The organism is Pedobacter lusitanus (assembly GCF_040026395.1).
GTDB classification, from domain to species: Bacteria; Bacteroidota; Bacteroidia; order Sphingobacteriales; family Sphingobacteriaceae; genus Pedobacter; species Pedobacter lusitanus.
Genome location: NZ_CP157278.1, coordinates 450,022 through 468,846 on the forward strand (window position 1 = coordinate 450,022; position 18,825 = coordinate 468,846).

Sequence of the window (18,825 nt, forward strand, 5' to 3'; positions counted from 1 at the left end):
TGAGCGGGTATAAAAGAGAAAATATAGTTACCTTAGCCCCACATGCAATCTTATGAACTAGACAAATCTGATGTTACCAGAATAAAAACCGCCCTTAATGGCAGCGATAATCAGTTGGCTGTAATTTTGGATGAATATCATGCGTCCGAAATTGCCATTTTGTTTGAAAGCCTGACTAAGGAGGACAGACAACGCATTATCAATCTGCTTCCTGTTGAAACTGCATCAGAGATCTTTGCCGAAATGCATGAGGAGGCGCACCCTGAAGAATTACTGTTTCAGCTCCATCCAGATAAACGTACTGAGATTGTTGAGGAGCTTGATTATGATGATGCGACGGATATTATCTCTCAGCTCGAAGAACATGAGCAAAAAGAGATTCTGGAAGACCTGAGTGAGGATGATGCTTCTCATATCAGGAATCTGATGCGTTATGATGAGGATACTGCTGGTGGATTGATGAATACGGAGTTTATCCGTATACAGCTTCACCTGAAAAAAAAGGATGCTATCGACGAAATTATCAGACAAAGTGAAGAAATTGAAGAGTTCTATACGATTTTTGTTGTTGATGAACATAATGTGTTCCAGGGGATAGTCTCTCTGAAAGATATTATCAAGGCTAAGGGGAATGTGGAAATTACAGCATTGGTTAAATCCGATGTAGCCTGGGTAAGCCCTGATACTGACCAGGAAGAAGTTGCCAGATTGATTTCCCAGTATAATATTACAAGTATTCCTGTACTGGATAACCAGATGAAATTACTCGGAAGAGTAACTTTTGATGATGTTATTGACGTTTTGGAGGATGAAAATACTGAGGATATCCTGAAAATATCAGGGGTATCGGAAGATGAGGAACTAAGTGGTAACTGGGTAGAAGCTGTAAAATCAAGGCTGCCATGGTTAATCATTAACTTAGGGACGGCTTTTCTTGCTTCTGCAGTTGTAAGACACTTTGAACCGACTATTGCAAAAATTGCTGTGCTTTCTGCTTATATGACAATTATAGCCGGGATGGGTGGAAATGCCGCTACTCAGGCTCTGGCTGTAACAGTAAGAAGAATATCGCTTTATGATCTGACTGACAATCAGGCTTACCGCACCGTATTAAAGGAGTTTACAGTAGGTTTGATTAATGGTGCAGTAACAGGCTTAATCGTATTCATTTTTGCGCTTGTATTCGACGCAAATCCTTTACTGGGACTTGTTATTTTTCTGGCAATGACCGGAAATCTGGTGATCGCAGGTGTAACAGGAGCGGGGATACCATTGATGCTGAAAAGGGTAGGTATTGATCCTGCAATTGCTTCGTCAATCATTATTACAACGTTTACAGATGTATTTGGATTCTTACTCTTATTAGGAATGGCCAGTAAACTGCTCCTGTAGTCCGAGAATTGTATTTGCCTCATCAATAAAGCGCTCTATTTTCTTTGTTCTTCTAAAATTGATTAACATCAGCTGTTTTGTTTTTCCTTTATTGGCAATCGCTATTAAAGCTTTCACTTCTGTATCGGTATAGATAAAATTAGTGGATTTACGGACAATCTGGAATTGTATAAAATCATCAAAAGAGTAGACTTTTTTGATTAATCCTCCGAGTGTTGTGTCGATTATCTGACGATTATTTTTATCAAAACTAACTGAAGAGAAAAATGCATTGACAAGTACCAGACCTATAATAAGGGGGAAGTAGGTTACCAATATTCTTTTATAACCAGGTTCATTAACCATAAAACCCGGATGAAACAGTATAAATATGGTCAGAGCGATGAGGAGAAAACCGAATATCATTCCTGCCAGCTTATTATGTGTTATCTTATACACTCCATTTTCCTCTTTGAAAAATTCAAAATCATAAATAACCTGTTTGACGTAAAGCGGCCTGTTTGAAAATACCAGTTCATTTATTCTGGGTAAGACTTCCTGTTCATAGGCTATCAGATTAGGGTTATTCTGTTTAGCATAACCGCACGATATTGGAATTCCTTTTCCATGTCTGTCAGATTTTGAAAACACACGGTAACTAATAGCACCCATAGTATCATATGGGGTAATCGCAGCAATCTGATCAAATGGAATCGTACTGGTTGTGATTCCAAATATTTTAGCGGATAACTGTCTGCTTTCTGCGTCAAAAATCACATTGCGTTCTCCGATAAAAAAGACGAGCAGCGAAAGCAGTACAATCACACCTTCAAAAATTAATGCAGAATTAATGCTGCCCAGTGTTTTACTGGCATAAAGAAAGATATTCAGCATCGTGAATCCTATAAAATAAATTATACTGAGCCGGCGGGCGATTCTTGCCGGATAGATAGTTAAAATATCTGACTCACTGATCCAAAATGTTTTTGCCATTATCTTTTATATTAATCTGTATTATAAATTTATCTGATGGTGTCTGCTTAATCGTAAATGTAGCTAATCTGCTAATATTTCCCTGTTACAGGATCATAAAAAAGCCATCGCTTTTTTATAAAGCGATGGCCCTGCATATGTTTAAATTTTATACTGCGGTAACCCTTGTTTCAATATTACCTCTGGTTGCTTTTGAATAAGGGCAGGCTTTATGTGCTTTATCAGCCAGTTTCTGAGTTTCATCATGACTAAGCCCTGGTATATGAACATCCAGCTCTGCTGATAATACATAAGCATTGCCATCCTGATTAAAAGAAACCTGTACATTCACTGTGGCTTCCGAAACCTCGATTCCCTCATTTTTAGCAACAGCATGTAATGCCCCCAGATAACATGGTCCCCAGGCAGCAGCAAATAATTGTTCAGGATTTGTTGCTCCTCCCTGGCCACCCATTTCTTTTGGAACTCTGATATCAAATTCAATAGTTCCGTCACTTGATTTTATATGGCCATCCCGGCCTCCTTTAGCCAGTACTGCAGCTGTATATAACTTTTCCATGTTTTATTGTTTATAATATTACAACAAACGTTATAGGCTTAAGTTTTATATTTTAATCCTTTCAGATAATTTAAAGATATCATAAGCCACCTTCTGAATCATATCATATTGCTCAATAATCATCATTTCATCAGGATTAATTATTTTACTGTCATCCTGTATACTCTTGATCAGAGGTACGTTACTTAATTCTCCATCATTTTTAACCAGATATTCAGCGGAAAGGTTTAACAGGTAAAGTGTGTTATTTACAATCGGTTTTAATTCATCCGGATTACTGAGTGAAAAAGAATGTTCTTTAAAATATAGCGAAAGGGTAGCGGTATAGGAAGACAGCAAATGGTTAAGTGCTGTAAACTGGTGCATCTCGGTCATCAGCCGCTGCTTGCTCTTAGGCTCTGAGAACATCTTTTGAAAGATGGACGATAAGTTAGCTGAAGTTACATAGATTTCTTTCCTGGCCAGTCTGTAATTGGTCAGATTATGTTCTGTAGTTGTGTATAGTAAGGTTACCTGATCGAAATAAGCCATGTTTGCTTTTAGTGTACTTATCATAGCTTCTTTCAGATTCTTATTTTCCCAGTTTGGAAATAAGGTATAACTGCCTAATAAGGCTATCGCAGAACCGATTAAAGTATCAAAAATCCTTTCTCTGGCTATAGATAAACTTCCCATTCCAAGAAAATCAAACAGAACCAGTATATAAGGGGTCATAAATAAGACACTTACGATATAGTTTTTTCTCTGGAAACTATAGGTTCCAATCATGCAGAATAACAGAATAAAAAATAAAGTATGCTTATCATGAATATAGACCAGTATACCCATTCCGATCAGTGCACCTACTACAGTCCCGATTAAACGTTCATAATTACGCTGTTTAGTTAAGCTAAAGGCAGGTTTTGAGATTACAAGGACAGTGAGCAGAATCCAGTAACTATGTGAAGAATCCAGTACTCTTGCTACCAGGTATCCAATCAGCATAGCGATTGATACACGCATGGCATGTCTGAAAGTTGAGGAACTCAGCGTGAGGTTATCAAAAAACAACTTTGCATCAAATTTCTGTCTGGTAATAAAGCGGTCAGTATCTACTGCACCAGTATTCTTTAAATTTTTTCTTTCCTTTTTATTAAAATATCCGTTAATAGTTTTTACACGGGCAGCTATATTTTCAATATTAACCTCTATATTTTTAAGTGCAATCAGTCCCAGGGTATTATACTTACCATCATTATTATCTTTTTCCAGTGCAGTAATTTCCTCTTTAAGACGTTTCACATCATCGGTAAGGACTGCCGGCGGGCGGGGAGTACCTCCGGTTTTCAGTGCGAACGCTATTTCATCCAGCTCCCAGGCAATCCTTTTGATTATTTGTTCATAGCGTGATAAAATGCCGGCCTTATCAAATTGATCATGAAGTTGTTTGTAGTTATAATAAGTAGACATGACCTGTTCGTATAAATCTACCATATCCACAAAAACGAGTAAAAGGAACCGGCCTTCAGGTGTAGATTCGCGAACAATTTCACGGGTTTTAAAAAGAACTTCTCTGACCGCATCCTGTTTTTCATGAACAGCTACCTGGAGTTGAAGCAGTTCAGCATAATTATCATCATAATCTGTGTTTTCATGATAGAATTTGGCTTTTGAACGTAAAAACTCACTGACTTCATGTATAGAATCACTGAGCGTTTGCTGAACCAGACGATAAGGTCTTAACCGGTAAAAGAAATAACTTAGTACAGCATACCATAAACTACCTGAAAAAACCAGTGCAGAATAGATTAAAACATCTTTCCATGGACGCACATCATCAATGCTGAGCACCATGATCAATAGCGATGCCGTGCCTACCAGGGCAGCCCTTGTTCCATAAAGAAAAAACATGGAGAACAGAAAGCTGCAGATTACGAGAAGGAAAGCAATAAAATACTGATTCTTATTCGTTAGTCCTATAATTACAGATAACAGCGTGATTAGTATGGTAGTGACCAGCATTGCATTTCTGCGATGTACAATTGGTCCCGGGGTATCTACGACACTGGCACATAACGCACCTAATGATAAAGTCATCCCATACTTTAACATGCCAAACTGAGCGAGTATTAAAGAGGGTAAAAGAACACCAAAAGTAATGCGAAGCCCATCTGCAAAATAGGTGCTCAGTAAAAAATCATGTATGTTTCTGATGGGACGGTTAAACATTTCAGGAGGTTAATATTTTGGTTGAGCAATAATCTGACCGAAACAAATAATTTACTGAAACTGCTATCAGGAATGATGTTTTTTAAGTGCAGCAGAACAAATAAATAACCCGATCAGTGTAAGAAAAGCGGCTAAAATAAAAGGTGCTCCCGGAAAATAAACAGGATGTTTCGGATTAGTGAACCAGGCAAAAAGATTGGTCATCATTAAAGGTCCGATGATGGCAGCGGCACTCATTAAACCTGCCGTAACTCCTTGTATTTCACCTTGTGCATTTGCTTCCACATTGTTGGAAATAATTCCTTGCATGGCGGGGCCGAATATACCAGCAAGACCATAAGGGAGCATAAATGCAAACATCATCCAGCCTTTAGTAGCAAAGGCAAAAAGTATAAATCCGGTCAGGTATAAAACCAATCCATAAAAAACGGCCTTTTCCTGTCCGATTTTAGGAATAATTATTCTGATCAGTCCGCCCTGTACTATTCCAACTACAATACCTACAAAACCCAGTGAATAACCTACCCATGCCTCATTCCAGTGGAATTTTTCCATCGTGTAATAATTCCATGTCGACTGAACCGCATGTGCAGAGATATATAACAAAAACAAAGCGGCCAGCAGGCCCATCAGTTTAGGATATTTTTTAATATGTAATAAAGACCCTACAGGGTTTGCTCTTTTCCAGTCAAAACTACGTCTGTTTTCTTTAGCAAGAGATTCTGGCAATATAAAATAGCCATATAACCAGTTAATTAAGGCAAGTACAGCAGATATAATAAACGGCACTCTAAGACCAAACTGACTGAAAACACCACCAATTACAGGACCTACAATGAAGCCTATACCAAATGCGGCACCAATCAAACCAAAATTCTGTGCTCTTTTTTCAGGTGTACTTACATCAGCGATATAAGCCATGGCGGTTGTGAAACTTGCTCCGGTAATTCCGGCAAATATCCTTCCGACAAATAACCAGGCAATGGTAGGTGCAAAGGCAAGAAAGATATAATCTACTCCTAAACCAAATAAAGAAGCCAGGAGTACAGGTCTGCGTCCAAAGCGATCACTCAGGCCGCCTAAAATAGGGGCACTGATAAATTGCATTATGGAGTAGGAGATAGTAAGCCATCCGCCATAAACAGCAGCAAGACTCAATCCTCCTCCGGTAAGCTGTTCAATCAGTTTAGGCAGAACAGGGATAATAATTCCAAATCCTGTAAAGTCGATAAGTAAGGTGATAAATATAAATCCGATTGCAGATTTTTTCTGAGAGGCCATATAATAAATTGAACTGTAAAATTAGTTTAATTTCTTTAATTGCCGCTAATCGCGTATTGAATACCTCCCAATAAATGTTCGAGGTAGTTAGGATCAGTATAAGATTCTTCTGTATGTCCCAGTTCAGTGTACCATGCACGGCCTCCATCATATTCATGATACCAGGCCATTGGGTGTACTGCTCCGTTTATCCCTCCTTTATAGGAATTTTCATCTATTGTAATTAGTACTTTAAGGTCATCACCGATGTTTTTAAAATTGTACCACTCATCTTTACGCTCCCATATAGCAGGCAAGTGTTTCGTTGAACGATGTGACCGGTCGGTTACGTTTAGTGTAGCCACTTGCTGTGCAGGATGGCTTACAAAATACGCACCCACCAATTTTCCGTACCAGGGCCATTCATATTCAGTATCTGTTGCTGCATGTATACCGGCAAAACCACCGCCGGACTTTATGTATTTTTCAAAACTGGCTTTCTGCTGATCATTGAGTATGTTGCCCGTGGTTTGTAAAAACACCACTGCGGCATATTTTTTTAAAGTCTTTTCATTAAAAACTGCTGCATTTTCTGTTGTATCCACATCAAAATTATGTTCTTTTCCCAGTTTTAAGATAGCTGCCTTTCCAGTTGGAATGGAACTGTGTCTGAAACCCGCTGTTTTAGAAAAGACCAGAATCCGGGGCTTAACAGGTAATCCGTTGTCGGCCATCATAATCAGTGGCAGAAAGATAAAATTCAGGAGTAGGAAAAAATTCTTCATAGGTGGAATATACACTATATATTTCAAAGTTGATATAGCTTTTTTTATCTAAAGAAAATATGCCGGACGTTTTCTTTTTCCTTCTTTTCAATATTAAACAGATGGTTAAAATCCGTTCCGTTTTCATCTGGTAGTTATTTTTGCTTTAACGTTTTAATAAACTATAAATAGTGTTTATTTGAAAATATTTAGCTAATATTAGTCTTGCTAAACCAAATATATTTACGATAAAAAGCAAAGGGTGAAGGAATTCTCAGATTCAGATGATAACGATATTCTGCTGTCCTTCTTAGCAGGAGATAAGAGAGCTTATGAAGTGATTTACGATCGGTTCTGGCCTATACTATATCGTCATGCCAGAAAAATGCTGCAAAATGAAGAAGATGCGAAAGACGTTGTTCAGGAGGTATTTACCATGTTGTGGACCAGAGTTAATGAAAATACAATTAAACCACCACTCGCTGCTTTTTTGTATACCTGTACAAGAAATAAAATATTAGATCTCATTAAGCATACTAAGGTAAAAGCCAGGTATACTTCATCTTTAAAAAACATGATGAATAATATGCCTCAGCTGCCAGATGCCATATTTATTGAAAGAGAGCTTGCTGGTCAGATTGAAGAAGAAGTATTACCACTAAGCAATTTATTCCAATCGTGGATTTTGAAGATGGCTCGGATGACGGACAAAATCCCAACTATGTTTATACTCCGGTACAAATCTACCAGTATGCCACATGGCAGCCTTCACAGGGTACCAAAGGGGGAGTTGGTTCTTATGGAATTGATAACGAGTACTACCAGATTGCTAATGGTGTGCATAACATTTATACACGCCATGCCATTAAAATGATGAATCCTTAACAGACAGTAATTGATCAAATCAATATTTAAATATAAACAACCAAAACACAAATCATGAAAAAACAATTTAACACAGTAAAATTAGCTGCATTTGCTGCTGCAGGCCTTTTCTTATTGCTACAGACCTCCTGTAAAAAGGATGCCGGACAAACAGGTAGTGACAATGTATCAGGTAAAACTGAGACAAATGCTACAAATGCGAGCCTGATCGCTTATAAGGCCACGGCGCATGAAATATCAGTAGGCTATTACAGAACATGGCGTGACAGAACAGTTTCGGGTAATACCAATGATCCGATCATGACTGAAGTGGCTGATAGCCTGGACATCGTTTGTAATTTCTCAAATTTCACACCAGCCAGTTCTTCTTACTGGACCACTTTAAAGAATACTTATATTCCTGCTTTACACGCTAAAGGAACTAAAGTAGTAAATACACAGGGTTTCCCGAATGTAGCAGATACTTCTTATTCCAATCATTATACCGATAACACTGTTGGTTATGAAAAATGGGCATTAGATGTATCAAATCAATATGCAGCGATGGGTTATGATGGTATTGACTTTGACGTGGAATATAATCCGACCGGAGCTAAATTGACTACTCAGGCAGGTATGGCTAAAGCTTTGAGTAAATATTTTGGTCCTAAATCAGGTACTGGTAAATTATTTATTTTTGATACTAATCAGAGTGGAACAAACAATCTGTTCAGACAGGTAAATACTTATATTGACTATTTGTTTCTTCAGGCTTACGGTCGTGGTACAAGCGGAATGCAAAGCACATGGAATACGTTTTCTTCATATATTACTTCAAAACAGTTTGTAATTGGATTCTCATTCTATGAAGAAAATGGTTATCCGAGCAATTACTGGGATGATGTTAAATATCCTCGTAATAGTACAGGTCGTGCTTATGACTATGCCAGATGGGAGCCAACTACTGGCAAAAAAGGCGGTGTGCTTTCTTATGCAATTGACAGAGATGCTCCTTTGGCATCTCAGCATGATAATAATATCGTAAAACCAGATTTCAAAGTTACTAAAGATCTGATTAAGATCATGAATCCTTAAACGGAGATGTGGTTATAAAATAAAGGGCCGTACTGTGATCAGTACGGCCCTTTATTTTATTTGATAAATTATTGAAATATAATAATTTATATATAGTTATCTAAAGATTTTATAGTCGTTAACTGCTTCTCAGATGCCAAGCTTTGGGTTTCGTAAAAGCACGCAGGCCCTGATGAGATAAAGTAGCCCCGATGCCGGAATGTTTTCTTCCGCTCCATGGAACTCCGGCGCTTACCCGGTCACAGCAATTCCAGTAGCCTGTGCCCGAATCAATCTGTGAAAGAATATGCTGCGCTCGATCAGGATTCTCTGTATAAACGGCCGCTGTTAAGCCGTACTCAGTCTCTTGCATCAACCGGATGGCCTCAGTATCATCCTTTACCTTCATAATGCCTATAATAGGCCCAAAACTCTCTTCCTGCATCACTTTCATTCCATTAGAGACGTTGACTAAAACAGTTGGTTCAAAATTATATCCTTTACCAGCGATTTGTTTTCCGCCGTTCAATAATACTGCACCGTTGTTTAATGCATCTTCAACTTGTTTGCTGAGCACTGCAAGCTGTTCCTTTCTGGTTATTGCGCCTATATAAACACCTTCTTCAGTTGGTAAGCCTATCTTCCATGATTTCACCTCTTTAGTAAAATAAGATATGTATTCATCATAAACTTTTTCATGCACATAAATACGCTCTACTGCACAACAGCTTTGTCCGTTATTATAAAAGGCCCCATCTGCTGTTCCGGCAGCCACAGCTGCAATATCTTTAATATCGTCTGCTACATATAATGGATCTTTTCCACCTAACTCAAGCTGGCAGGGAACCATTTTTGTTGCAACTCTCTGATAAATATGATGGCCTGTACGATAAGAACCGGTGAAAAAGTATCCGTCAAAATCCAGGTCAAGTAATAGTTCGCCCGTTTCCCGTGCCCCTAAAGCTACCTGGAAAACCTGTTCAGGCATACCTGCCCGTTTAAGCAATTTTTCTATTTCCAGTCCGGTAAGAGATGCATATTCAGAGGGTTTGTACATCACCGCATTACCAGCAAGCAGCGCAGGTATGAAAACGTTCACGCCAACCAGATAGGGGTAGTTCCAGGCCGAGATATTACAAATCACCCCAAGCGGATCATAGGAGGTGATTTCCTTTAAGTTACCTGTCTCAATTACTTGTTCTTCAGAAAGATATTTTTCTGCATTATTAAGCATCCACTGTATTCTTGTTTGTGCACCACTTATTTCATTACGTGATTGCTGTAAAGGTTTTCCTACTTCAGCAGTTAGTATTGCGGCGAGTGTTTCTTTTTCAGTTTCCAGCAGATTATAGAAGTGCAGGATTATTCTTATACGTTCAGGAAGCCCTTGTTTAGCCCAGTCTTTCTGTGCTTTTTTAAGTGTCTCAAATTTTTGATTCAATGAGGCTCCGTTATCTTCCCGGAGCGTCGCAATTATTTCTTCTGTAGCTGGATTTACTATATTCATTTTCCATGTTTTTTCACTTCTTCAATAAACCTTTCTTTGAGTTTTTGAGAAAGCGGGTTTACTTCTTTTTCTTTCATTCTTTCAGGGTGCCACTGCACTGCAAGCAGGAAAGACTTGTTTGTTTTGTCTTTAAATTCCAGGCCCTCAATCAGTTGATCTGAACTGTCTGAGTAAGAATTTGCTATTAAATTATTACTTAAGTTATTTGTGTTAACTCCTTGATGGTGTGCGCTATTAACTATTCCATGTTCAGCTCCAATTATAGCGTATAACATAGAGTTATGACCTATTTTGACCTGATGTACCTTATCCTGAGTCTCTTTTTTATGAATCTGATTTGCTTCTCCAATATCTGCAAGTACTTTTCCACCTTCCAGGATATTGATATATTGCATACCCCGGCAAATTCCTAAAACTGGTATTTGGTGAGTTTGAGAATATTCATAAATTACTTTTTCAAAATGATCTCTTTCAGGTAAAAAGGTATCAGGTTGATGTGGGTATTTCTGTGGGCCGTCATAGTAAGAAGGCTCAACGTCAATTCCGCCTGTTAATACAAAGCCGTCACATTGCCGGATATCCTCAGTATTATTCCTTTCAAAAGAAAGTTCCACCAACTCAATTTCATTTCCTAAATCAGCTTCAGTAAACCAGTTCCAGTAGTTCTGGAAATTAGTCTCCGTATAACTTATTCCGATCTTCTTTTTTTTCATATGAACAGCCCGGTAGGTTAAAGTGCTTTCAGATATAACTGTTTAAAATCCTCGCGGGTTACCGGCTTAGGATTATTCGGGTGTGCAAAATCGGCGAGTGCCAGATCAGCAAGTGTTTCAATATGTTCAGGTTTTACACCAATTTCACTCAGTTTATGTGGAATATTTACCTTAGTATTCAGTTCAGATAAATAATCTACAACTGCCTGGCCAGTTTCGTTTTTCAGCTCCAGTGTTCTGGCAATACGCCTGAATCTATCTTCAAAACCAGCAATATTGAATTCCATGCCATAAGGCAGATTTACAGCATTGGCAAGCCCGTGATGGGTATCCAGTAAAGAAGAAAGCGGATGAGCCAGGGAATGCACGACACCTAATCCTTTTTGAAAGGCAATAGCACCCATCATCGAAGCCATCAGCATTTTACTTCTGCTTTCCAGATCCGGACGATTTGTAGCCTTTTCAATAGCGTCTTTAATCAGAAATATACCTTCAAGTGCAATTCCATCACATAAAGGATGTGGATTTTTAGCTAAAAAGGCTTCCATGTTATGGGTGAGGGCATCCATGCCGGTTGCAGCAGTAATAAAAGGAGGGAGATCCATGGTTAATGCCGGGTCGGCAAACACAATTTTTGCCATGAGTTTAGGAGAAAACAAGATCTTTTTCTGGTGAGTTTCATCATCTGCAATGATTGCACTACGGCCAACTTCGCTTCCAGTACCTGCTGTTGTAGGCACAGTGATAAAATGAGGCACGTCATTAGTTACATAAATATCCCCGCCAATTAAATCATCATATTTAAATAAATCTTCCCTGTGGTTTACGCGCATTACTATAGCACGGGCTACGTCTAAAGCTGCTCCGCCACCAATTCCGATTATACTATCCCTTGACGTGTTGTCCCATACCTCAGTCCCTTTATACACATCACTTTTAACGGGGTTCTTATGAATATCACTGAATACCTCAACAGAGATGCCTTTTGTCTGTAAATCAATTACAATGGCCTTAAAAAATGGTAAAGCAGCAATGGTTGAATCTGTTACAATCATAGGGCGCTTTAACCCATTCTTTTGGAGATAATCAGGCAATTCTTTAATCGCGCCTGCACCGAAACGAATAATCGTTGGAAAGTTATATTGATAAACTTTATCAAATGTCATAGCTATAGTCGTTTAAATAATTTCGAAATATCTTTTGAGTTCCCAGTCAGTTACAGCTTTGGCGTATTGTTTCCATTCCCATTCTCTGGTCAGGGTAAAATGCTCCACAAACTGCTCCCCGAACAATTCTTTTGCAACTGCAGATTTCTTCATCAGGCGCGTAGCTTCGTCAAGATTACGGGGTAATACACCATTTGAGGTGTCCTGATAACCATTGCCCTGAGTAGCTGGCTGGTTAAGTTTGAGCTGATGTCTGATACCGTACAAACCTGCAGCAAGACAGGCAGACAGCGCCAGATAAGGATTGGTATCTGAACCAACAACCCTGGTTTCCAGTCTGGTGGCTTTTACACTTCCAGGGAGTGCACGCAGTGCAACCGTTCTGTTGTCAATTCCCCAGGTTAATGTGGTAGGGGCCCAGGCACCTTCAACCAATCTTTTATAGCTATTAACTGTAGGTGCAATCATAGGTAAGATGTGCGGCAGACAATAAAGTTGTCCGGCTATATAATTTTTCATCAGCTCACTCATACAGGCAGGATCAGTTTCCTCATAAAAAAGGTTTTTCCCGGATGCCTTATCCCATAAGCTCTGATGTACATGTCCGCTGCAGCCAGGTAAATTTTCATTGAATTTAGCCATGAAAGTAGCCATGATCCCATGCTTATAAGCAATTTCTTTGACTGCTGTTTTGAATAATATGGCCTGATCTGCTGCCTGCAAAACAGGTGCGTACCTGATTGCTGCCTCATATACACCAGGGCCGGTTTCCGTATGCAAACCTTCAATCGGTATGTCAAATCTGCACAGCAGATCAAACAAATCACTCATGTAATCATTTTTCAAAGAACTGCGCAGTATCGAGTATCCAAACATTCCGGGAGTTAGCGGAGTTAGCTGATGGAATCCTTTTTCATGAGCACTTTGCGGTGTCTCTGCAAAATTGAACCATTCAAATTCCTGTGAAAAATAAGGTAGAAAACCACTTTGTTCTGTCTGGCTTAAAATACTGCGCAGTAACTGCCGTGGACAGGTATACGCAGGTACCTCATTTTCATTTACAAAATCACCCAGGAAAAATGGTATATCATTTTCCCATGGAATCTTACGAAAGGTACTCAGGTCAAGTTTGACCAGTGCATCTGGATAGCCGGTGTGCCAGCCGGTAAATTTCACATTGTCATAAGCCACATCACCCATATCCCAGCCGAAGGTTACATCACAGAATCCCAGCCGGCCTTCAACAATGGAAGCGAACTTTTCAGTGGCAATGTATTTACCCCTTAAAATGCCATCAATATCGGCAACAGCTACTTTTACTTTACCCGAAGGATGTTGTTTTACATACGTTAATATTTCTTGAACTGTCATTGGGCAGATGGTTTAAACGTTCGGTACAACAAAAAAGCTATGGCCAGCAGAGAAAAATAGATCAGCCCTAACTTGAAATTAAAGATCAGCATAGCTATAATGGAAACTGTAGCTATGATGAGGGAAATTATTGGAAACAAAGGATAGAATGGAACCCGGAAAGGACGGGGCAGTTCAGGTTCATACTTTCTTAAAAGCAGTATAGAAAGCATGGAAATAATATAGAGTGTTAAAGCTCCGAAAACGGAGATGATAATAATTTCTGCTGTTTTACCTGATAATAAAACAAAGATACCGATGACCATATTGCCAGATAAAGCATTTGCCGGAGTTTGAAAACGTGTGGATATTTTTCCTAAAACTGATGGCAGATTTTTAGCGCAGCCCATTTCGTAGGTTGAGCGTCCGGCAGCAAGGATTAAACCATGAAAAGATGCTACCAGGCCAAACAAGCCAACAGTAATCAGTAAATGGTACATCAGATGATTATTCCCGGTTATTTTTGCCAGGGCAAGAGGTAACGGAGAGTCTGACGTCTCCCCACTGATTCCGTTTTTATACACTATCGCTTCCCATCCGGCAATACCAGTAGCAGAAATAAATATCAATATACATAATACAACCAGGGTAAAGATTGCCCATCCAAATCCTTTACTGATATCCCTTTGAGGATTTTTTGTTTCTTCTGCTACATTTGCGAGACCTTCAATCCCCAGAAAAAACCAGATGGCAAAAGGAATAGCTGCAAATACGCCGCCCCAGCCGTTTGGAAAGGGATTGCGTGTCAGATTAGTCATTTCCAATTTAGGCAGGGCTATACCAGAAAACAGTAGTAATTCACCAACAGCCAGTACGGTTATGATCACCTCAAAAGAAGCAGCAGCTTTAATTCCATATATATTTAACCCGGTAAATATAAAATAAATAACAATCGCACTGGTTAGTATTGGAACCTGTGGGAAAAATGCATTAAAATAAGCACCTATGGCAAAAGCTATAGCTGGCGGAGCAAGAATAAATTCAATAATCTGAGCTATACCGGCTATAAAGCCCATATTTTTACCCATCGCTCTGTTCGCATAGTCAAATACTCCACCTGCTTTTGGGATCGAGCAAGCCAGCTCGGCATAGCTAAATGTAAAAGTGACATACATAATGGCAATAGTAGCGGTAGCTATAGCCATACCACCTGTACCACCTTTTTCAAGACCCAGATTCCAGCCAAAATACATTCCTGAAATCACATAACCTACGCCGAGTCCCCAAAGCATAAATGGAGTCAGTGTTTTTCTTAGACCCTTGTTTTCTGTCATTTACGCCTTAATTACTCTATGTTATTAAATATATGATAAACTAATTTAAAATGCACCAGCAGATTGAAAAAAATGGATGATCGCTGTTTAAGCTGATTATTTATATTTCTTTAAAAGATAAATGTTTTCTCGTTTTTATCCTGATGTCCACCTCAAAACTCATTACAGATGCCGGAATATTATACGGAAATGGTGTGATGTCTGGTGGACAGAAGGTAAGGTGCCCGATGTTTTCTTTTCAGTTTTAACCTGAGAATTTTAAAGTGTTAAAAATACACCATCAAATATAGTTGAAAACTGCATTTCCAATTTGCAAAGGCACATAATTGCGCTTTTAAGCCTCATTTTATCGTATTAGCGAATTTTCATTCACCACGTAAATAGCTATGTTTCGTCAAATAAATTATGATTTTAAATTATAATTATGAAAGTTTATACACTAATTATTTAAATAGTCTAAATGAATATGAAACTGAAAGATGTATTGTGGTTAATCTTTTAGTTATAATGAATATGATATGTGTGTATGTTTCTTTATAGGATTAATATTGTCATAATATTAAATCTAAGTAAAAGAGTATGACGGGAAATCAAAGCTGAATATTATAAAATAAAACCTAAATATAAACCATGACAGCTAACATTAAATTCATTAAAGGTGAGGGTATTCGCCTTTACACCCCCGAAAACGAAGAGTATATTGATGCAGTTTCCGGGACTTTCAATATCTCACTGGGTTATAGTCATCCTGAGCTTGTAGATGCACTCAAAAAGCAGGTAGAAGACTTAATACATGTGTCGTCTTCTTTTACCGGAGAACTTGCACAAGAGGTTCTTGACACTATTCTTGATGAGGCACCTGAACATATTACCGATGGGTGGATGCGGGATATTATCGGCTCCACAGCAAATGAAGGAGCTGTAAAGATTGCCAATAAATTCAATGGCAAAAGTGAAGTAGTTAGTGTTTCACTTTCCCATCACGGACAAACATTGTATACTACAAATATCTCGGGAAATGCCTTCAGGAGAAAATCTTTCTCCAATACGATATCGACAAACAATGCCGTAATACCGGCGCCTTACTGTTATCGTTGCCCATTCTCGGCCAAAGGCCCTGATTGTGGCTTTCTTTGTGCAGAAGCTATACATGATTATGCACAGTATGGCAGCTCAGGAGGCGTATCCTGTATGATTATAGAACCGATTTTAGGTAATGGAGGTAACATCATACCACCAGAGGGCTATTTCAAAAAGATCAGAGAGATCTGTGATGAACTCGATATCGCACTTATTGCTGATGAAGTACAAACCGGTATAGGCAGAACAGGGCATATGTTTGCCAGTGAATATTATGATATCAAGCCTGATATTATCACTTTGGCAAAAGGTCTCGGAGGTATCGGTATTCCTGCTGCCGCAATTCTGTATAAAAAGGAATTTGCAGTTCTGGAGAAATTTGAACATTCCTATACCTCAGGAGGTAATTTACTTTCATTGACTGCATCCCAAAAAACAATGGAGGTGGTTTCCAGAGACGGATTTCTTGAAAATGTGCGTGTTTCAGGAAAAATTCTTGGCGATTTGCTGAACAAATTAAAAGAAGATTATGGCCATGTTATTGGTGATGTGCGTGGCATAGGTTATATGTGGGGACTGGAAATCGTTGATAAAGATGGAGCACCCGATGTTGAGCTTGCCAATAAAATCGTAGACGTTGCACTAACTGATCATAAGATGATACTCAGAGGTTCCCGTTATGGATTTGGTAACGTAGTAAAAGTACGCCCTGCATTGACAGCAACCCAGGATGATATTGAAGAGATCTATTTCCGTTTAAATAAAATATTTAGTCAACTGTAAAATGAAAGCAATTGTATACAATGGAGCCTGGGATATTCAGCTGAAAGACAGAGAAGAACCTATAATCACAGCAGCAGATGAAGTGATTGTCGAAATCAAAGCTACAGGTATCTGCGGGACAGACCTGAGCATTATATCAGGTGAATACCAGGCAAGTCCACGAGTAATCATTGGTCATGAATCAGCTGGTATTATAGTAGCCAAAGGCGATGGGGTTGAAAGCTGTACGATCGGTCAGCGTGTAATTATTGACCCGACATATTATTGTGGTTATTGTGAAAACTGCCGCAAAGGATTAAGAAATCATTGTCTCTTAAAGTCAAGTACAGAAGCAGGAGTATCCATAGACGGTACTTTTACCAGGTACTTTAAGACTACCAAACAATTTATTTATCCATTGTATGACCATATTCCTTTTGAACAGGGAGCAATGTCCGAACCGTTGAGCTGTGTGTTGACGGCTGTGAAAAAATTAGCTGTAACACCATTTATGCGAACAGCAATATTAGGCGGAGGACCTATTGGTTTGTTGTTCTATATGGCTTTAACACAACATGGCATCCAGGAAGGGGTAGTCTATGAAGCTTCCAGAGACCGGATTAAGCTTATTGAAGAAAATAATGTTCTTTCTAAAAACTGGAAAATAGAACCGTCGTTTATTCCGCAAAAGAACCAATACGATCTGATTATTGATACCACAGGCACGTTACTGGAAAAGTCAATGCAGGCCATCGCAGATGGGGGAAAAATCTCTATGATGGGGTTGCGTAATAACCAGCAGACGATTAATCCAAGAGAAATTGCGGATCGTAGTATTTCAATTATTGGTTCTATAGACTCTATGGATACTTTCAGACATGCTGTTGACCTGATTAATAAAGGCAATTTGGGTCTTGAAAAGATAATTACCAATGAATATAATCTGGATGACTTTGAATCTGCTATCAGACATTTGGGTTGTGATGTAAATAAGCGTGAAAGAAGTAATCAGATTTCAAGTCTTAAATCGGTTATCAGGATCTGAAAATTTGTTGATTGTAAAAATGTAAAAATGCTTAATTAATTCATTCTAAAATCCAATTAGAAACACCTATGAGATACATTATATTTGATATAGACGGAACACTGACTGATACAACCGCCATAGACGATCATTGTTTTACCCGGGCATTGGAGAGTACTTTTAACTTCAGTGGTTTTGAAACAGATTATGGTCACTATGAAAACACTACTGATTCCGGTATTATCCATCAGTTGTTTATGGAAAATCATCACCGCACTTACACGGCAGAAGAAAGAGACCGCTTTATTTATAACTTCTGTGCTTTACTTAAGGATGCTTATGCAGTGAATAATGAATGCATGAAAGAGATACCCAAGGCCGGCAAAATATTAAATGCCCTATGCGAACAGGATGGTATCAGCGTTGGTCTGGCTACCGGAGGCTGGAGAGAATCAGCCCTGTTTAAATTAAGCTGTGCAGGTATAACCACTGCCGCCTGTGCTGCTGCTTCATTTGCACAGGATGCCAGAGCCAGGCGTGATATTATTACCTGCACAATCACAAAGATGAATGCGTTGCACGGCATAGAAATGCCCTTATCTGAAATTATTTATGTGGGAGATGGCAAATGGGATTATCAGGCCACTCAACAATTAGGCATACAGTTTATTGGCATTGAAAATAAAAAACTGGAGCATCTTGCAGATATTATTAAGATTTCAGACTATGACGAACTGCATTTGCATCTGGCTTAGGAAATTAGCACGAAACCGGGCATTGGTTTATACCAAAGCCC

The 18,825-nt window shown here is 38.9% G+C and carries 16 protein-coding genes; 6 read left to right on the forward strand and 10 right to left on the reverse strand.

Annotation, left to right across the window (positions count from 1 at the left end; genetic code table 11):
- Positions 1 to 42: 42 nt before the first annotated feature.
- Positions 43 to 1,392: a magnesium transporter gene (gene mgtE, locus PL_RS02050; RefSeq protein ID WP_348620880.1), complete on the forward strand. Its 1,350-nt coding sequence runs from the start codon at positions 43 to 45 to the stop codon at positions 1,390 to 1,392.
- Here mgtE and PL_RS02055 read toward each other — a convergent pair.
- The 5 genes from PL_RS02055 to PL_RS02075 form a co-directional block, all read right to left on the reverse strand.
- Positions 1,363 to 2,364 (reverse strand): hypothetical protein, encoded by a 1,002-nt coding sequence (locus tag PL_RS02055; RefSeq protein WP_041880323.1) that lies wholly within the window; start codon positions 2,362 to 2,364, stop codon positions 1,363 to 1,365. The genes mgtE and PL_RS02055 overlap by 30 nt on opposite strands.
- Before the next feature lie 148 nt (positions 2,365 to 2,512).
- On the reverse strand, positions 2,513 to 2,923 hold the full coding sequence (locus PL_RS02060; protein WP_041880321.1) for an organic hydroperoxide resistance protein: 411 nt from the start codon (positions 2,921 to 2,923) through the stop codon (positions 2,513 to 2,515).
- A 45-nt stretch (positions 2,924 to 2,968) separates the two neighbouring features.
- Complete coding sequence (locus PL_RS02065) at positions 2,969 to 5,131, reverse strand: FUSC family protein (protein ID WP_041880320.1); 2,163 nt, start codon at positions 5,129 to 5,131, stop codon at positions 2,969 to 2,971.
- Between the two features lie 66 nt (positions 5,132 to 5,197).
- Positions 5,198 to 6,412, reverse strand: a complete 1,215-nt coding sequence (locus PL_RS02070; RefSeq protein WP_041880319.1) for a TCR/Tet family MFS transporter — start codon at positions 6,410 to 6,412, stop codon at positions 5,198 to 5,200.
- 35 nt (positions 6,413 to 6,447) lie between these two features.
- Entirely contained in the window at positions 6,448 to 7,176 is a 729-nt protein-coding gene (locus tag PL_RS02075; RefSeq protein ID WP_041880317.1) for a ThuA domain-containing protein, read from the reverse strand.
- 241 nt (positions 7,177 to 7,417) lie between these two features.
- Here PL_RS02075 and PL_RS02080 point away from each other — a divergent pair, with 241 nt between their 5' ends.
- Both PL_RS02080 and PL_RS02085 read left to right on the forward strand, forming a co-directional pair.
- Positions 7,418 to 8,029, forward strand: coding sequence for an RNA polymerase sigma factor (locus tag PL_RS02080; RefSeq protein WP_052496163.1), 612 nt, complete (start codon positions 7,418 to 7,420; stop codon positions 8,027 to 8,029).
- Positions 8,030 to 8,094: 65 nt separating this feature from the next.
- Positions 8,095 to 9,114, forward strand: a complete 1,020-nt coding sequence (locus PL_RS02085) for an EndoS/ChiA family endoglycosidase (protein WP_041880315.1) — start codon at positions 8,095 to 8,097, stop codon at positions 9,112 to 9,114.
- A 118-nt stretch (positions 9,115 to 9,232) separates the two neighbouring features.
- Here PL_RS02085 and PL_RS02090 read toward each other — a convergent pair whose 3' ends face one another.
- From PL_RS02090 to eat, 5 genes are read right to left on the reverse strand one after another with little or no spacing between them, the layout of a single operon-like run.
- Entirely contained in the window at positions 9,233 to 10,600 is a 1,368-nt protein-coding gene (locus PL_RS02090) for an aldehyde dehydrogenase family protein (RefSeq protein WP_041880313.1), read from the reverse strand.
- Entirely contained in the window at positions 10,597 to 11,313 is a 717-nt protein-coding gene (locus tag PL_RS02095) for a gamma-glutamyl-gamma-aminobutyrate hydrolase family protein (RefSeq protein WP_041880311.1), read from the reverse strand. Before PL_RS02095 ends, PL_RS02090 begins: the two co-directional genes overlap by 4 nt.
- A 17-nt stretch (positions 11,314 to 11,330) precedes the next feature.
- Positions 11,331 to 12,479, reverse strand: a complete 1,149-nt coding sequence (locus PL_RS02100; RefSeq protein ID WP_348620886.1) for an iron-containing alcohol dehydrogenase — start codon at positions 12,477 to 12,479, stop codon at positions 11,331 to 11,333.
- A gap of 12 nt (positions 12,480 to 12,491) precedes the next feature.
- Positions 12,492 to 13,850, reverse strand: coding sequence for a glutamine synthetase family protein (locus tag PL_RS02105; protein ID WP_041880309.1), 1,359 nt, complete (start codon positions 13,848 to 13,850; stop codon positions 12,492 to 12,494).
- Entirely contained in the window at positions 13,847 to 15,163 is a 1,317-nt protein-coding gene (gene eat, locus PL_RS02110) for an ethanolamine permease (protein ID WP_041880307.1), read from the reverse strand. The genes PL_RS02105 and eat overlap by 4 nt, the downstream gene beginning before the upstream one ends.
- Before the next feature lie 630 nt (positions 15,164 to 15,793).
- Between eat and PL_RS02115 the strand changes: the two genes are divergently transcribed.
- The 3 genes from PL_RS02115 (at position 15,794) to PL_RS02125 (ending at position 18,784) form a co-directional block, all read left to right on the forward strand.
- Positions 15,794 to 17,026 carry an aspartate aminotransferase family protein gene (locus tag PL_RS02115; protein ID WP_041880305.1) on the forward strand — a complete coding sequence of 411 codons (1,233 nt, stop codon included), beginning with the start codon at positions 15,794 to 15,796 and terminating at the stop codon, positions 17,024 to 17,026.
- 1 nt (position 17,027) lies between these two features.
- Positions 17,028 to 18,050, forward strand: a complete 1,023-nt coding sequence (locus PL_RS02120; protein WP_041880303.1) for a zinc-dependent alcohol dehydrogenase — start codon at positions 17,028 to 17,030, stop codon at positions 18,048 to 18,050.
- Positions 18,051 to 18,118: 68 nt separating this feature from the next.
- Complete coding sequence (locus tag PL_RS02125) at positions 18,119 to 18,784, forward strand: HAD family hydrolase (protein ID WP_041880301.1); 666 nt, start codon at positions 18,119 to 18,121, stop codon at positions 18,782 to 18,784.
- The last annotated feature ends 41 nt before the right edge of the window (positions 18,785 to 18,825 follow it).

What these genes read in the sequence shown, in the direction of transcription:
- PL_RS02055 (WP_041880323.1), bottom strand. Translation starts at nt 2,364, where the DNA reads ATGGCAAAAACATTTTGGATCAGTGAGTCAGATATTTTAACTATCTAT.
- eat (WP_041880307.1), bottom strand. Translation starts at nt 15,163, where the DNA reads ATGACAGAAAACAAGGGTCTAAGAAAAACACTGACTCCATTTATGCTT.
- PL_RS02065 (WP_041880320.1), bottom strand. Translation starts at nt 5,131, where the DNA reads ATGTTTAACCGTCCCATCAGAAACATACATGATTTTTTACTGAGCACC.
- PL_RS02085 (WP_041880315.1), top strand. Translation starts at nt 8,095, where the DNA reads ATGAAAAAACAATTTAACACAGTAAAATTAGCTGCATTTGCTGCTGCA.
- PL_RS02070 (WP_041880319.1), bottom strand. Translation starts at nt 6,412, where the DNA reads ATGGCCTCTCAGAAAAAATCTGCAATCGGATTTATATTTATCACCTTA.
- PL_RS02100 (WP_348620886.1), bottom strand. Translation starts at nt 12,479, where the DNA reads ATGACATTTGATAAAGTTTATCAATATAACTTTCCAACGATTATTCGT.
- PL_RS02125 (WP_041880301.1), top strand. Translation starts at nt 18,119, where the DNA reads ATGAGATACATTATATTTGATATAGACGGAACACTGACTGATACAACC.
- PL_RS02120 (WP_041880303.1), top strand. Translation starts at nt 17,028, where the DNA reads ATGAAAGCAATTGTATACAATGGAGCCTGGGATATTCAGCTGAAAGAC.
- mgtE (WP_348620880.1), top strand. Translation starts at nt 43, where the DNA reads ATGCAATCTTATGAACTAGACAAATCTGATGTTACCAGAATAAAAACC.
- PL_RS02095 (WP_041880311.1), bottom strand. Translation starts at nt 11,313, where the DNA reads ATGAAAAAAAAGAAGATCGGAATAAGTTATACGGAGACTAATTTCCAG.
- PL_RS02115 (WP_041880305.1), top strand. Translation starts at nt 15,794, where the DNA reads ATGACAGCTAACATTAAATTCATTAAAGGTGAGGGTATTCGCCTTTAC.
- PL_RS02090 (WP_041880313.1), bottom strand. Translation starts at nt 10,600, where the DNA reads ATGAATATAGTAAATCCAGCTACAGAAGAAATAATTGCGACGCTCCGG.
- PL_RS02075 (WP_041880317.1), bottom strand. Translation starts at nt 7,176, where the DNA reads ATGAAGAATTTTTTCCTACTCCTGAATTTTATCTTTCTGCCACTGATT.
- PL_RS02105 (WP_041880309.1), bottom strand. Translation starts at nt 13,850, where the DNA reads ATGACAGTTCAAGAAATATTAACGTATGTAAAACAACATCCTTCGGGT.
- PL_RS02060 (WP_041880321.1), bottom strand. Translation starts at nt 2,923, where the DNA reads ATGGAAAAGTTATATACAGCTGCAGTACTGGCTAAAGGAGGCCGGGAT.